The 15,741-nt window shown below is 38.5% G+C and carries 15 protein-coding genes; 12 read left to right on the forward strand and 3 right to left on the reverse strand.

Translation table 11 applies throughout. The features are described from left to right. Positions 1 to 61 precede the first annotated feature (61 nt). Positions 62 to 487 carry a hypothetical protein gene (locus ACU6U9_RS23590; RefSeq protein ID WP_446733974.1) on the forward strand — a complete coding sequence of 142 codons (426 nt, stop codon included), beginning with the start codon at positions 62 to 64 and terminating at the stop codon, positions 485 to 487. After that, positions 420 to 989, forward strand: coding sequence for a hypothetical protein (locus ACU6U9_RS23595; protein ID WP_446733975.1), 570 nt, complete (start codon positions 420 to 422; stop codon positions 987 to 989). Before ACU6U9_RS23590 ends, ACU6U9_RS23595 begins: the two co-directional genes overlap by 68 nt. 48 nt (positions 990 to 1,037) lie before the next feature. On the opposite strand, the gene ACU6U9_RS23600 is transcribed toward ACU6U9_RS23595, so the two are convergent. After that, on the reverse strand, positions 1,038 to 2,336 hold the full coding sequence (locus ACU6U9_RS23600) for a glycerophosphodiester phosphodiesterase family protein (protein WP_446733976.1): 1,299 nt from the start codon (positions 2,334 to 2,336) through the stop codon (positions 1,038 to 1,040). A gap of 193 nt (positions 2,337 to 2,529) precedes the next feature. On the opposite strand from ACU6U9_RS23600, the gene ACU6U9_RS23605 reads away from it, so the two are divergent. The 5 genes from ACU6U9_RS23605 (at position 2,530) to ACU6U9_RS23625 (ending at position 8,209) form a co-directional block, all read left to right on the forward strand. Beyond that, on the forward strand, positions 2,530 to 3,459 hold the full coding sequence (locus ACU6U9_RS23605; RefSeq protein WP_446733977.1) for an SRPBCC family protein: 930 nt from the start codon (positions 2,530 to 2,532) through the stop codon (positions 3,457 to 3,459). Beyond that, on the forward strand, positions 3,456 to 4,196 hold the full coding sequence (locus tag ACU6U9_RS23610) for a hypothetical protein (protein ID WP_446733978.1): 741 nt from the start codon (positions 3,456 to 3,458) through the stop codon (positions 4,194 to 4,196). Before ACU6U9_RS23605 ends, ACU6U9_RS23610 begins: the two co-directional genes overlap by 4 nt. A gap of 233 nt (positions 4,197 to 4,429) precedes the next feature. Further along, positions 4,430 to 5,377 (forward strand): lipase family alpha/beta hydrolase, encoded by a 948-nt coding sequence (locus ACU6U9_RS23615; RefSeq protein WP_446733979.1) that lies wholly within the window; start codon positions 4,430 to 4,432, stop codon positions 5,375 to 5,377. Positions 5,378 to 5,447: 70 nt separating this feature from the next. After that, complete coding sequence (locus ACU6U9_RS23620) at positions 5,448 to 6,476, forward strand: lipase secretion chaperone (RefSeq protein WP_446733980.1); 1,029 nt, start codon at positions 5,448 to 5,450, stop codon at positions 6,474 to 6,476. Between the two features lie 47 nt (positions 6,477 to 6,523). Then, on the forward strand, positions 6,524 to 8,209 hold the full coding sequence (locus ACU6U9_RS23625) for an ATP-binding response regulator (protein WP_446733981.1): 1,686 nt from the start codon (positions 6,524 to 6,526) through the stop codon (positions 8,207 to 8,209). Here ACU6U9_RS23625 and ACU6U9_RS23630 read toward each other — a convergent pair. Both ACU6U9_RS23630 and ACU6U9_RS23635 read right to left on the reverse strand, forming a co-directional pair. Further along, entirely contained in the window at positions 8,202 to 8,804 is a 603-nt protein-coding gene (locus ACU6U9_RS23630) for a response regulator transcription factor (RefSeq protein WP_446733982.1), read from the reverse strand. The two genes, ACU6U9_RS23625 and ACU6U9_RS23630, sit on opposite strands and share 8 nt — an antisense overlap. A 51-nt stretch (positions 8,805 to 8,855) precedes the next feature. Further along, entirely contained in the window at positions 8,856 to 10,928 is a 2,073-nt protein-coding gene (locus ACU6U9_RS23635) for a DUF748 domain-containing protein (RefSeq protein ID WP_446737305.1), read from the reverse strand. 139 nt (positions 10,929 to 11,067) lie between these two features. Between ACU6U9_RS23635 and ACU6U9_RS23640 the strand changes: the two genes are divergently transcribed. The 5 genes from ACU6U9_RS23640 to ACU6U9_RS23660 form a co-directional block, all read left to right on the forward strand. Continuing rightward, on the forward strand, positions 11,068 to 12,345 hold the full coding sequence (locus tag ACU6U9_RS23640; protein ID WP_446733985.1) for an O-acetylhomoserine aminocarboxypropyltransferase/cysteine synthase family protein: 1,278 nt from the start codon (positions 11,068 to 11,070) through the stop codon (positions 12,343 to 12,345). 196 nt (positions 12,346 to 12,541) lie between these two features. Further along, positions 12,542 to 12,877 (forward strand): hypothetical protein, encoded by a 336-nt coding sequence (locus tag ACU6U9_RS23645; RefSeq protein ID WP_446733986.1) that lies wholly within the window; start codon positions 12,542 to 12,544, stop codon positions 12,875 to 12,877. Positions 12,878 to 13,251: 374 nt separating this feature from the next. After that, entirely contained in the window at positions 13,252 to 14,292 is a 1,041-nt protein-coding gene (locus ACU6U9_RS23650; protein ID WP_446737306.1) for an ABC transporter substrate-binding protein, read from the forward strand. 52 nt (positions 14,293 to 14,344) lie between these two features. Further along, a complete protein-coding gene (locus ACU6U9_RS23655; protein WP_446737308.1) occupies positions 14,345 to 14,773 on the forward strand; it encodes a GGDEF domain-containing protein in 429 nt (142 codons plus the stop codon). Positions 14,774 to 15,166: 393 nt separating this feature from the next. After that, positions 15,167 to 15,741, forward strand: a 575-nt coding sequence (locus ACU6U9_RS23660; RefSeq protein ID WP_446737307.1) for a 7TMR-DISMED2 domain-containing protein, incomplete at its 3' end; no start/stop codon positions are given.

The following is a 15,741-nucleotide window of genomic DNA, read 5'->3' on the forward strand; positions in this document are numbered from 1 at the left end:
CAATAGGTTTTTTCTTTAATTTAAAGCGTCTCTTTTATCAGCCAAGGATTAGGTGGTTCAGATGAAGCTATTTATAGCAGGGTTTTCTTTATCATTGCTGATATCGGCCAGCATTGTGTATTTCAACAACATTCCTTTATGCGCGATTAATCCACTTAGTCGCTGTGACTTCATGACCTCAGCCGATCACAAAAAAGAACAAGCCCGTTTAGCAGGCTTACTCGCTAAAGCCGGTATTGAAGGCGATACATTAGAGCAACGCATTCAAACAATTATCAAACAAGGACAATCCAATCTTACATCGTTAACAGCGACGGTGAATAAAATGGAAAGCGCATTAAATTCTCAACCCATCTACGATAGCAATGTTGCATTAGCCGCCGCGAATCAAAAATTATTAATGTTAAAAGGGAAAGTAAATGAACTTAAACACATACTTTGTAGCCATTCTAATATGCCTGCCAATCAAAGCGATTGCTCAATGTAGTGACGATGAGTTAAACGCCTACATCACACAAAAGGTTATTGAACCGGGTATTTTACCAGCAGGCACACAATTAGATGACACAATCTATAACGCATATCGTGGTAATTGCGCGATGGAGCAACAAATTAACAATCAAAAACGCTTAATTACGACACTCAATACTCAAATTGCCACGCAAATTACCATGAGTACACAACTCGACAACCACCTTGAGGATTACAAAGAGGTTTTTGGTGACATACAAAAGATTGGTAATAAACAAAACAATTTAATTAAAGAAATAGTAGATGATTTTGATTTTTATAAAAGAAAGCAAATCACACAGTATCTTTTACCAGCACTTGTTGGTTTAAAAATCGGTTATGACAAATGGCAAAATGATGATTCATCCTCCGACCTTGATGCTCTTGCATATGGCATGGCGGGTTTTGGTATTTCGTTAACGATTGATCAAAATACGGGATTAAATGTAGCCGGCTTTTTTGCCAAACTCAGCGAATAAAACCGATTGCAGTATTAAACTGCAACCGGTTGTCTAGTATCACCTGCTTTAACGCAAACCCATGCAATTCGCATAATAGGTTACGGTGGCAGGCCAGTCAGAAAACACACCAATGACGCCTACATCTTTTGCAAGTACATCTAATACTTCATACACGTCACCATCGGTACTGATAACATCTTCACCACCAAGGTCACCGTTCAAGCTTTGATAGTACCAGCCGCCATTATTTTTTAGTAAACCGGAGCGCTCTAAAGTCCATGTTATTAACTTAAAACCGGCTTGCTTAGCATTAAGCGCATATTGGGACGGCACGATTTCACCATAGCTATTTACATCCAATAACATCCACATAGGTGGCGCCAGTACATTCATACCTTGTGCGCGCCAATCTAGCATGGTTTCTAAGCTGATATTAGTATCGTATACACCATCAAGATAAACCGCTTGGCGCGCTAAACGTGGGTATTCATTAATCCAATGTAATACATCTTGCTGATCAAACGACTGTGGCCAAATACGTTTAGGGTGGATACCAGCCTGACGATATTCTTCAATCATTTGGTTAGCATAGTCTTGCTGGCTATATGTGCCTTCAAATGGCATCTCAACGGATGGTGATTTTAGCTCTGGAGTAAAATCCACACCTAACTCATTAAGTAATGTGATGCTTTCAGCATGGGTTAACAGCGTGCCATTACTGGCATACAAATCCGTGCGCCAGTCTGCTGTCGCATTCATATATCCTGCAATACTGGTAGCATTAACATCAGCAGCATCCATTTTGCCACTTAAAGATTTAAACTCCGCAACCGTGATGTCACTGGTACAGCACTTAATTGCGCTGCCATTGATTAAACGCCCTTCACTATCAAATTCCGGCGGCACTGAACACTGAGAAGCTAAAGGTGTGGCCAAAATATTCGTCGTAGTGTGCAAGTCACACTGTGAATGACGACAAACCAACTCTTTATCCTTTGTAAACGTTACATCGCACTCCACAATGCCGGCTCCCATTTTAGCAGCCGCAACGTAAGACTCTTTTGTATGCTCAGGAAACTGCATAGAGGCACCGCGGTGGCCAATGGAGAACTTGCTGGATTTAAATGGCCCTTTGTCACAGCGCTGCAGTTTTTTCTTGAGTGGGCTTTGCGCCATATCATTTACCAAGAACTGAGGACGAGGTCCTAATTGCGCCTTTTCATAACGCTTATGCCAGTGTTTAAAAAAGTCATGAATTGAGGACTGATATTCCTGATCACGAGCTTGCTCGCCATAAGCATGAGTCAAAGACAATGCCGATAATAATATTAATAACGTAAGCTGTATTCTGCGGTAAGCACGCATTTTATATTCTCCAATGATTCGTTTTATGGTCTACCACACAATGACCAAGCACAGACTATAAGAGAAATATGACAACTCAATGGCCTTGGGTAACTTTATTTAATCAAACCATGACAACACAGCCCCTTTGTACCTTTCATTTTCAGCAAAGCTATTTACACTGATAAATAGAACCATTTAATGGGGAGTGATCATGTTCCGCTACGAAGTGCGTCGCAGCACAACAATCAAGGCACCATGCGCGGATATCATCGAATACCTGTCTGACTTTACAAACTGGCCGACTTGGTCCCCCTGGCTCATTTTAGAGCCAAGCTGCCCCGTAGAATACTATGGCGAGCAAAAGCAAATAGGCGCGGGTTATAGCTGGAATGGCGACATGATCGGAGCTGGCTCCATGCTTCTCATCGATAGAGATACCGTCAGCCTAGACATGGCCTTAGAAATTTTACGCCCCTTCCCCTCAAAAGCACGAGTGCGTTTCGAAATACTGCAAAGTGGCAACAGCAGTGTGCTGACATGGATTATGACAAGTCAATTGCCCTGGTACTTGATATTCATGAAAAGCATGATAAAAAACTGGATTACCATGGATTACGATCGCGGCTTGCTCATGCTTCAAAGCCAATTGGAAACCGGATCCGTGCTAAGCACCCCTTCAATAATTGGCGAACACCATCAGCCTAAAGTGCATTACATTGCATTAAAAGGACGCGCCACTATTCCAAAAATTGGACAGGCTATGCAAAGCCACATGGCAAGATTAAATGCTTACTTTGAGGCCAACCGTTTATCCATCGATGGCCCACTTTTTTGCCTATATGAGTATATGGATAAAAGCACAACTGAATCTGAATTTTTTACCTGCTTTCCTGTGGCACATTCTATTGATATAGAGCCTCCTTTTGTTTGCGACACACTTGAAGCGTGCGACACATTTGTGGTGCAACACAAAGGTGCCTATCGCTTCATGGGCAATGCATGGGCTTTAGCCATTACAGCCAGCCGACATCAGAAAATGAAAATTCAAAACAAACCCATGGGCATTGAACGTTACTGGAATCACCCAGGTGACCATCCTGAAACCGATTTACTGACTGACGTGATACTATTTAAAAAATGACATTATTTAGATTCTTTCAATCGTGCCTTTTCACTGCTGTCGTATTAACGTCTTTATCTTCTTGGGCGAATGATTCGCAAGATTTCAGCTTTTTCTTTCAAGGTATCTTCAGTGATAAAGTAACCTTAGAACGCGTAAAAACAATCTTTCATGACTTTTCATCGAATATCAATCAACCCGTTAATTTTAGCGGCGGACCAACAATAGAAGATATCGAACAAGCCATTGATGATAACCCTTTCGACTTATTGCTTTGGGGGTATTCAGACGAAGTTAATCGTCATTTAGTTCGTCATGGCTATAAGCAATTAGTTTCCAGCCTCTTAACCATCAACATGTATCAGTTTAACGACAACCCTATTCCCAAAAACTCACCCAATAAAATCGCAGTACTGCGTCATTCTGCTGCTCATTATTCAGTTAAACATTTTTTTTCAGAACAGTCTGACACTATGAATATTTCAACATTTGATAATTATTTTTTAATTGTTGAAGCCTGTTTTAGAAAAGAGATTAATACGGTTATTGGAGCCAAGCCTTTTTTAACATTACAACCGGGCGCAGTGAAAAAACGCTTTTCATTCGTTAAGTCGCTACCTGAACATGCCAGAATCGCTATCTGGGTTAAATCAGATATGTCCAATATCCTAAAAGAAAATATTACCCAATATTTTATTGATAGAGAAGTAAAGTTTAGCCAAATATTTGGCAGTAAAAAATTTAAAATAATAAACTAAGCATAAAATATTATTCCAGTGTTGGATTATAAATTTATCTGCGAACCGCCTCACATTTTTATAAATTCCCTCAAGATTTATTCATCAAAATAAGCCCTTAAAAATACCCTGTCGTATCCAGACCAGACCATATGGATGATATCTCGCATCCAATACTTGGCATAACATCTTATTCTGTTTTTACAGTGTAAAAACACATGGCTCATATATAAAAATAAAAAGTGGAGAAAAAAATGCGTGCAATCACCTTTGGGCTAAGTGCCTTTTTATTGGTGTTATTCTCTCATTCCAGCTTGGCCTGGTGGGGATATACCAAAACAAAACATCCAATCATGTTAGTTCATGGTGTTACCGGCTGGGACAGCCTAGGTAACATTGTCGATTATTTTTACAACATACCTTACAACCTGACAAAAGACGGTGCAAAAGTATGCGTCACGGCGGTTAGTAGTTTTGCTTCTAGCTTTGATCGTGCAGCAACACTAGCCCCACAAGTAAAAAGCTGTGCTCAAAAATACGGCAGTGGAAAAGTCAATATTATGGCCCACTCACAAGGGTCGCCTACCTCGCGTATTTTATTAAACTATGGGGATTCACGTAATTATATTGCATCCATCACATCGATTAATGGGGTAAACAAAGGCTCAAAAGTCGCCGACTTTTTACGTGGTGCAATACCTGCGAGTTCAGTTACAGAAACCACCGTTGCCACCGTTGCTAATGCTGTAGGTAGTATCATTGATGCTATTTCATCGAATGGTCAAAACCTGAGCCAAAATTCAGTGGCGGCACTCGAAACATTAACCACGGCTGGCACAACTGAAATTAATAATTACAGTCCTTGGGGAATTAACACATCCAGCTATTGTGCTAAAAGCTCCGAAACACACAATGTGCATGGCCAGAGTATCAAACTATTTTCGTGGACAGGTAATGATGCCACTACTAACTTATTAGATATTTCTGATCCATTTTTATATCTAACATCAAAAGTATTTGGTAATGAAAAAAGTGATGGTTTAGTTGGTGTATGTGCCACTTACTTTGGTCAAGTTATTGGTGATAGTTACCATATGAACCATGTCGATGCGATTAATCATGTATTAGGAGCAAATGGCTGGACAAACCCAGTATCGCTTTATACCAAGCATGCAAACCGTTTGAAAGGCAAAGGCCTTTAATCTTTACAATATAAGCGACGCACAAGGATGTGCAAACGTCGTATTGAAAATAACAATAAAGGTCAGACTTATGAAATATGTTGTCGGTATAAGTACAGCTTTTCTGCTAATCGTTGCATATGCATTCCATAATGACATTACATTGCATTCGCAAAATGATATCACACATAACCAAAACCCCTTACGAGGGGCTCAAACCATTTTAGAAAACATGCATGAAGAACCGCTTGATTTTAGTCACTTACAAACGCCCTTTTCACAAGACAGTAAAGATACCCAAATTGCCGGACTCATTCGAGTAAATGAACAAGGTAATTTAATTATCGATACCGAACTGAAAGCTTTCATGGATTATTTTTTAAGCAGTGTGGGACAAGTGACACCTGAGCAAGCATTACAACGGATACGCTTACATCTTTATCATGCATTACCAGCGTCAGCGGCGCACCAAGCAATGGATATACTTAAAAACTATCTAGCATTTAAAGAAGCCAATTTTGATGAGCTAGCACAACCCATCAACGCTGAACGCTCACAATACGATGCTCATTATCGTTATGAAAAATTAGAACAAGGCCTGCAAACATTATATAACTTACGCCGCGTCCATCTAGGTGAAGAGATAGCACACGCATTATTTGTCGATGATGAAGCCTACGCACAATACACACTCGCTAACATGAAAAGCGATTTAGATGAGACTTTAAGTGATGAAGAACGCCAGCAAATTAAAGATTTAGCAAAATCACAACTACCAGAAGAAATGGCCAGCATCCTGAATCATCAAGAAAAACAAGCCAAGGCAATGCAGGCTTATAGTGATTTATTATCTCAAGAGCCAAGCATTGAAGCGCTCAGTCAATTTGCATTTGAACATTTCGACAGCGAACACGCACAGGCAATCGTCAGTGACTACGAACGCCAATATGCTATCAAACGAAAGTACAATCATTTTGCTCAAGAGAAACAACGTATCGTAAGCCAAGGTTTCGATAAGCAAACACAGCAGCACGAAATCGACTCACTCGCCTTGCAAGTCTTTACAGCCGAGGAATACAGCATGATTCAAGCATGGCAACTGGCTGAACAACACAAATAGATAAAGCTTTACTTGAGAGATGGTTTTTTCATAGGCAAAATTCAACTATGGATAAACTATCAATGATAAAAAGCACCATCGCCAAGGGTTTCCCTTGGCTTATTTTTCCTCCTGCACTTGAACATGAATTTAGGGGATTCATTCGTCAACGTATTTTAAATCGCGTACTGCCTATCGGTATTTCGGCCGCCATATTCATTATTGTATTTACTATATTAGACTGGTTTACCCTTAGCCCTGATGTTGCGCTACATACGTCTATCATTCGTCTATTTATTGTACTGCCAATTATAATAACCACAACGCTTTGGCTATATTTTAAACCACCTAAATATTATTTATGGGTCTATTGCACAACATTAATAATATCAAGTTTAAGTGTTATCTATATTATTTGGTTATCACATACTCAGGGTATTAATCTGCCTTACGAAGGTTTGATGATTATTATGATGTATGCTTTTTTTATAATGGCAATGCCCTTCTATGTGGCTTTTAGTATCAATATATTCATGGTTTTTATGTATGCGATCACAGAGCCTTTTCTTTATTTAAACTTTAACGAATATATAAATAATGTTTTGTTTTTAAGTATTGTTTTCATATCGGCCGCCATTGGCGCTTATGTAACAGAACATAATCAACGGGCTAATTTTTTACGTAAACGCATACTAGACATTCATCATAATGATACGTTAAAGTCCATCAAACAGCGGAATAAATATTTAGCATCTGCTAGCCATGACATTCGCCAGCCATTACAAGGCTTGACACTCATCGCACAAAATTTACAACAGCAGAAACCCAATGACATATATATTAAAAATTTGAATCACAGCGCAGATATACTGAATGCCATGTTCACTCAAATGATGGATATTTCAAAAATAAATCTAAATCTTATTCAACCAAAAATAAGCGTCAGTTCATTAGTAAACTTACTCACTCAAAACACACAAGCTTTCATACCTCGATTAAAACAGCATAATATCAATCTAAACCTAGACATACACGCTTGTCATATAAAAAGCGATATAACACTATTAAGCCGTATTATTCATAATTTAATTGAAAATATTATCCAGCATAGTGATGCAAGTAACATTGATATCAAAAGTAATCTTGAAGATAACTGTGTCACTTTAAGTATTACCGACAATGGAAAGGGCATTCCAGAGACAACACAAAAGAATATGTATCGTGAATTTATAAAAGGAGAAGAATCCAAAAATGGATTAGGGTTAGGCTTAGCCATTGTATATCAGTTTTGTCAAAAACTAGGGCTCTCATTACAATTCAATAGCCACCTAAATCATACTGAATTTACAATGACGATACCATTGAGCGATGTAATCTCAAAAAATAACATAGAGCATGAAAATCCATTATCGAACGCTATTTTGTTAGTTGATGATAATCCTGATGTATTAGAAGACATAAAGAAATCATTAATAAACTGGGGCCATAACGTCATATGCGCTAATGGTTTACAGCACGCTATGAGCATCATAGAGAAGCAACAATGGCATTGTGTCATTACTGACTGGGATTTATCAGATGGCTGCGGAGAGACGATTATTGGTCATACTCATCAGCATAATATAAATAGTATTTTGATTTCGTCACGTAGTAATGAAGATCTTATTCGTTTCTGCCAAAATAACAAAAGCCATTATTTGCCAAAACCCGTTTCATTATCACGCTTAAGGTCCATATTACTTAAGTTTAAATAAGGTTTTCATCTCGTGCTACGTTGACACACTGTGTACGAGTATGGACATCAAAAATATTAAATAATGCCCGAAGATGCGTTTTAACCGTCGCTTCACTTAATTTCAATTGATTACAAATTGTTTTATTAGGATAGCCTTGCGCCAGTAGATTCAATACATCTTGCTGCCTTGGGGTTAAAGCAATATACGGTATGATTTCAGGGAACACACAATTACCCTGTAATAAGGCTTGTATATCAGAAATGAGTTTATCTTTTTCACAAGCCTTATTTAAAAAGCCCAAAAGACCTAATTTCTTAGCTTGAATAATATCTTTTTGATTTTCTGATGCCGACAAGATCGCAATGGCTTGATTCTTATATAAATCAAGTTCACATAAGTCAAAACCACTCATTTTGTTAAGTTGAATATCCAACAGGATCAAATCTAACTGAACGCCTGCATTCAACAATGCGTTAGCTTCATCTAGGTTACGAGCTTTAAGCACTTTAGTGGCATTTAGTGTATGCGATAATAGCATCTCAAGACCATCCAAATAGATCGGATGATCATCAATGATCAATATGTATGATTCAAACAATTTGACTCTATTCATAGCGCCCATACTACAGTAAGTACACTGCAAGATTTTCGACGATTTCAGCCATTAAAATCCCATCTTAATTTGAGTTTTTTCATCAATCTTAGGCTGACAAAGCACAATGCGCCCAGCAAGCTCGGGGTCTTGCTTAACAATATAACGCTTAATTTTATTGGCCTTATCTAACGCAGGGGCATACCAGTCTTCATTGTCGGCATCCTTCTGACTCACTTGTGCACACACTCTTAGTTGCAAGGTGCTTTTCTCTAGCATTAAGCCTGCTACCTTATTTAGGTATTTACTTTGTTCATCATCAAACTCTTCACCATTATATTCTAGTGGCGTTAATGAAATAGCAAATAGCTCATCACCTACATAGCCTGCCACACTCACTAATAATCCATAAGGAAAAATGGCTTGCTTCACATAATGCAATGTCGCGGCTGTTAATGCTTTTCTACTAATTTGAGCAACCAGATCATCTACACCAAAATCAGGGGCATTCATATCACCTGTAATAGGAATACTCATTTCTATATTATTACTATCGTCTTTAATTAAAGATAGTGCGGTCTCAATGGGCATGGATATTTGCTTACTAATTTTATTCATCGTGGCTTGATCTGAAGGCTGCAAGTTACTATTAAGGATCTTTAACTTACCGTCACCTGCTAATTTTCCTTTATTAATATTCAAGCCCATGAGTAACGTTAATTGACCTTGGTTAACATGATAGCCAATTGCTTTTTCAACGTACCCACTTAATGAAATCAAATCAAACTGACGGATATTCAACGACACATCACCACTTAGGCTAGAATCGAATGCCGCTTTTGCATCTAGACTGACTCGGCTATATTCATCGGTTTGGCTTAGAAAATGAATATTCATCGGTTGGTTTTGATTATTAATATCACTGACAAAAAATTCATTAATTTTAAACATGATATTTAAATTCGGATTAACATGCTTGTTAATAGCATGCACCGTACTCACATCGTTATCCGCCTGTTCAATTTTTAATATTGCCAACTCAAATTCATTCGCGTGGTCTAGCGTATCTTGAGTAGCTACATCTTCTGTTTCTATTTTTTCTGCGTTTTGACTCGTATCTGTATTACCAGCGTTGGCTGATGGAAGCGTTAATCCTGCAATATTACCTTGCTCATCCAAATTAATAATTGACGCTAGGCCTGCCCATTCATGCAAGCCTGTCATCAGTTTGTTTTTTTCAAATGATAGGTCGTTGATTTTATATTGCTTTAATTTAAGTAACTGCTTACCTACAACCAACCCGGTTAATTCCAATGTCTCAAGCGACTGCTGTGACAATGAGACATCTAAGCCAGATAATGCTAATTGGTCAAACCCAGCAGGAGAGACCCAAGGCGTATTGAACTTAGCCGCGCTAAGCTGTAAATCACCTTTAAATTTCGCCTGTGAAAATGGATCAATCAACTCACCCTTTAATTTTAATACGAGTGGCTGTGCTAGCTCAATTTTTTGGTCGCTTAATGACAAGGTTTGTAATGATACTTGGCTATCGATCATCAAATTATGAGAACCTACTTTACCTGTTATATTGATGTCATTGATTTCAAGCGATATATTCACATCAGGTTGTGCAAACCCAATACGATGATTTATTAATTCAATGTTTTGAATTTCAATATCCCAAATTTCCGATGCTTGCTCTGAATGACTCTCAATACTTTTTTCTTGGTTATCCTCATTTGTTTCAGCAGTATCCCTCATCAATGAATCTGACGATAGGCCAACAGCGCTAAACCCTTTTTTTCCATTATTTATATTTAACTGTAAGCCATCAAAATAGAGTGTTTCTATGGTTACTTTACGTTGCAATAAGTCCATGACCCCAACATTTATCTTAAGCTCTTTAATAACAGATAACGTTTCACCAGAGCGAAATTTCACTTTTCCTAAGCTGATAAACCCCTGCCAAGGAACAAATGACCACTCGCCCACTGTCAGCTCATAGTCATCACCTTGTTCGGCATACCATTTTTTTACAAAATGAATACCAATGGCAGGAATAATCCATTGCACCGCAAGTATTACAATCAACAAGGGCAATAAGAACTTAACTGTGACTGAAGATAATCGTTTGTTTAACTTCAAAATGGTCACCCGTAAAATATATAAATATTGATAATTGTATCATTGATTAGTTTTAGCCATGCACATGTTAATAAAAATACAGTAAAGTGTTCGCCATACCCGTGTTAGGTATTTATTTACGCTTATTAAAGGATCTCTCATGAAGCTCGAATCGTTAGCGCTACACCATGGCTATACATCTGAAGCCACCACTAAATCGGCCGCTGTGCCTATATACCAAACAACATCTTATACCTTTGATGATACCCAGCATGGTGCTGATTTATTTGATTTAAAAGTGCCAGGTAATATCTATACCCGCATTATGAACCCAACAACGGATGTTTTAGAGCAGCGCATTGCAGCAATGGAAGGTGGTATCGGCGCATTGGCTGTTGCATCTGGTATGGCGGCCATTACTTATGCCATCCAATGCTTGTGTAAAACGGGTGATAATATTGTGAGCACTAGCCAACTATACGGTGGCACTTATAATTTATTCGCCCACTCACTTCCAAACCAAGGTATTGATGTACGCTTAATCTCACATGACGATTATGCCGGCTTCGAAAGTGCCATTGATGATAATACCCGCGCTATTTTTTGCGAGTCCATTGGTAACCCGGCTGGTAATGTTGTCGACATCACCAAATTAGCTGAGATTGCACATAAACATGGCGTGCCTGTCATTGTCGACAACACCGTCGCAACCCCAGTGCTATGTCGCCCATTTGAGCTAGGGGCTGATATCGTCGTACATTCATTAACCAAATACATTGGTGGCCATGGCACCTCTATTGGTGGTGCTATTGTTGATTCTGGCAAGTTTGATTGGGTGGCCAATAAGAAGCGCTTCCCTGTATTTAATGAGCCTGATCCGTCATATCATGGTGTGGTTTACACCGAAGCGTTAGGCCCTGCTGCGTTTATTGGTCGCTGCCGCGTTGTGCCACTGCGTAACACAGGTGCTGCCATATCCCCATTAAATTCTTTTCAGATTCTACAAGGCTTAGAAACCCTATGCTTACGCATGGAGCGCCACTGCGAAAACGCAGAGAAATTGGCTGCTTATCTAAACAAGCATGAAAAAATAAGCTGGGTAAATTATGCGGCGCTAGAAAACAGCCCGTATTTTGATACGTGCAAAAAAATCACTCAAGGTAAGGCCAGTGGTATTTTAAGCTTTGGCATTAAGGGTGGCTTAGTTTCAGGCACTCAGTTCATTGATGCCCTGCAAATGATTCTACGCTTAGTTAACATTGGTGATGCAAAATCGCTTGCCTGTCACCCTGCCTCTACTACTCACCGCCAGTTGAATGAAGAAGAACTCGCAAAAGCGGGCGTTAGTACTGACCTTGTACGCATCTCGGTGGGTATTGAAAATATTGATGACATTATCGCAGATGTTAGCCAAGCACTGGATGCTGTTACCATTTAATATTTTGTACCATCAAGCATAAACCATCGCCGTACTACTCGGCGGTGGCTGAGGCTCAACTATTTTTAACTCATTCGATCTCTATGGCTCTGATACACATCACCTACCGAGGATAAATCATGGCTGACCAAAACAAACTTAAACTTTCGTTACTGTTACTAAGGCTCACTGTTTTCTTGTTATATTTATGTGGACAGTGGATAAGTTTATTAACCCCGGCCATGCCGCAAAGGTCTTTTCACACTTTTACTTTTTAGAAGGCATCGAATTTAACATCATGTATGTCATTGGTGCGATTGAGATGGCAATACTATTACTATTCTTAAGCGGCTATAAAAAAACATTTACCTATGGTTTTGTACTGATTATTCATAGCGTTTCTACATTTTCAGCATTTGCTAAATACCTCGACCCATTTAATGGAAGTTTATTATTCTTTGCCGCTTGGCCAATGTGGGCAGCGTGTGCCGCACTGTTTTTATTACGAGAGAAAGACACGATGTTCAATTTATTTAATCGCCAGCGCGGCTAAAGTATCTGTAACAAGTAAAAAATAGCCAAGTTTAATACTTGGCTATTTAATGAGTACACTTAAAAAATGATAAAAATCTCTGCTCAGTACATGCGTCAGATGGCGCATTAAGACTTGCACAGCTTATCGATATACGACTACTTTTATATAATACGAACGCTAATATTGAACAATCATCCTCTGCTCACTAAATACAACAACGCCGCAAAAATAACAAAACGTTATTTAAAGATAACTATCAAATAACTATTCGCTATTACAAATGGACAAATACGTCTTTAATCCTAATTAATCCACTCTACCAGACGCAAAAGTCGATAAAAAAAGTTTAGTTATCTATACTGGTAATCATTCCTATCAAACTGGCACAGCCCATGACCGCCAAGATTGGATTCACGTTTGCGATCCTAACTTGCCTCCTATTGCATCCACTATATCTACAAGCCTCAGATGAGGTTGATCTACAGCTGCGCTGGTATAACCAATTTCAATTTGCTGGTTACTATATGGCATTAGAAAAAGGGTTTTATAAGGACCAAAACATACAAGTTAACATCAAGCCTGGTGGTAAAGGTGCACCTAACTCGGTTACAGAGGTCATTCAAGGTAATGCTCATTTTGGTATTAGTAATTCGTCTGTGATCATAAATTTTATCCAAGGTGACCCTGTTGTCGCATTAGCAGCCATTAGCCAAGTCTCTCCCTTGGTCTGGATCACACTAAAATCAAATAATATACGCATAGTTCAAGATTTCCCTGGCCGCACATTAATGACATTGCCCAAGCCTGCCAATGCTGAATTGCTAGCGCTACTCAAACAAGAAAGTATTCCCATCGATAGTGTGAACATTAAACCTACTAGCTTTAATATCGAAGATTTAATCAGCGGTAAAATAGATGCATACAATGGCTATATCTCTAATGAGCCTTACCTATTAAAACAAAGAAACATTGATTTTCATCTTATTAAACCTAGGGATTATGGCATTAACTTTTATAGTGATGTACTCATCACCCATAAAGAAATTGCTAAGCACAACCCAGGTCTTGTTAAACGATTCAAACAAGCAAGCTTACAGGGTTGGCAATATGCCTTAAATAATATTGAAGAATCTGTTGATATTATTGCCAAAAAGTATGCGCCAAATAAAAGTAAGGAGCATCTTTTATACGAAGCCAATTTAGTTAGAAAAGCAGTGCTACCTGATCTTGTGCAAACAGGGCATATGAACCCTGGTCGCTGGCAACATATAGCAAGCCTTTATCAGGAACTTGGAATGGTTGATGGGGATACAAACATTCAAGGGTTTTTATTTAAACATACAGAAAAATTTAATTATTCTTTTATTATCATAATTATCGCAATTTGTTTTTTTGTTTTAGCCATATTTAAGTGTCATTATTTATCACTTTAGAAAGCTCTCCCTTGCGCTTAAACTCAGCAATCAAGAACTGGCCAGCCTAGCCATTAGTGACCCTTTAACGGGAATAATGAATCGTCGAGGCTTTATCGAAAATGCAGAGCGATTAATTAGTCTTGAAGATAGGCAGAAAAAGAAAATTTGTTTGATGATTTTAGATATCGACTTTTTTAAAAAAATAAATGATAAATACGGCCATCAAGTTGGTGATTTTTGTTTAATAGAATTTACCGAGATAATCCAATCTTGTTGTCGCATGCATGATCTTGTCGCTCGTATTGGCGGTGAAGAATTTATCATTTTATTAGGTGACTGCAACACAGATCAAGCAAGAGAAAAAGCCAGCTACATTATACAGCGAGTGCGAGAGCATCTTTTCAAACCTAATGGTATAGACAATAAAATCAGCCTAACGGTTAGCATTGGTGTGGCCGAAGTAAAATCGGTACTCACTTTGGCTTGGCAACAAGGCTGACGAAGCATTGTATGCAGTCAAAAATAGCGGCCGAGATGGCCTGCAAATTTATATGCCGCTCACTTAGGCTCATGATTGCAAATGCATATATTATAGGCTATTTAAAAATAATATTTTTCAATAGCGTCTAGTAATATACGCATCATGGTATGGGGTTTGATCATTTATACAGATTGACTCAATTTCACTTTATCCACTAAAAATGCCTCTACTACAGCCATCATATTAAGCGCCATTTTTGTACAATATCAGCACGCTTTCTTATTGATAACACCAAGGGAGTCGATAATAACTTAATGAAAGATAGCGTACTAGCAACGACATTCGACATCTTATTGTTTGACGTATCAGGCCATTGATCTAGCCTATAAGGAGGGAATAAACGGGTCAAACATGCTTAGTTTTGTAGCTTCCATTGTCATGCTGCTCACTGTTATGTCAGTGAATGCTAGCCCGTTAATCTTAGCAAATGATGGCAATTATCGTGTGGCACCTCATATTGAGTACCTACAAGAAGATGACGATGTCATCGGAATCGAACAAATACAGTCCCCTTCTCAAAATTGGACTAAGAACAAAGATGACGAGATTAACTTTGGCTTTACCAACCATGCCTATTGGTTAAAATTTCAGGTAGAAAACCACAATGTACTCAACCAAGAGTGGGCACTAGAAATCGCGTATCCCATTCTTGATAATGTCGATATCTACGTAATCAATAACAATCAGCAAGTTATATCCTACTTTTATGGTGGCGACAAAGTTGCCGTAGATGATAAATTTATTTCACACCCAAATATTGTTTTTCCCATTGACCTTTTTCCCTATGAACTCACGACGGTATACGCTCGTATAGAAAGCGAAGGCGCAATTCAAGTGCCTATTGTTTTTTGGGAGTGGGACGACTTCAATTTTCATACGTTGGTACATTTTCTATTTCAAGGTTTCTTTTATGGCATGGTATCAAT

Source organism: Pseudomonas sp. HK3, assembly GCF_052920985.1.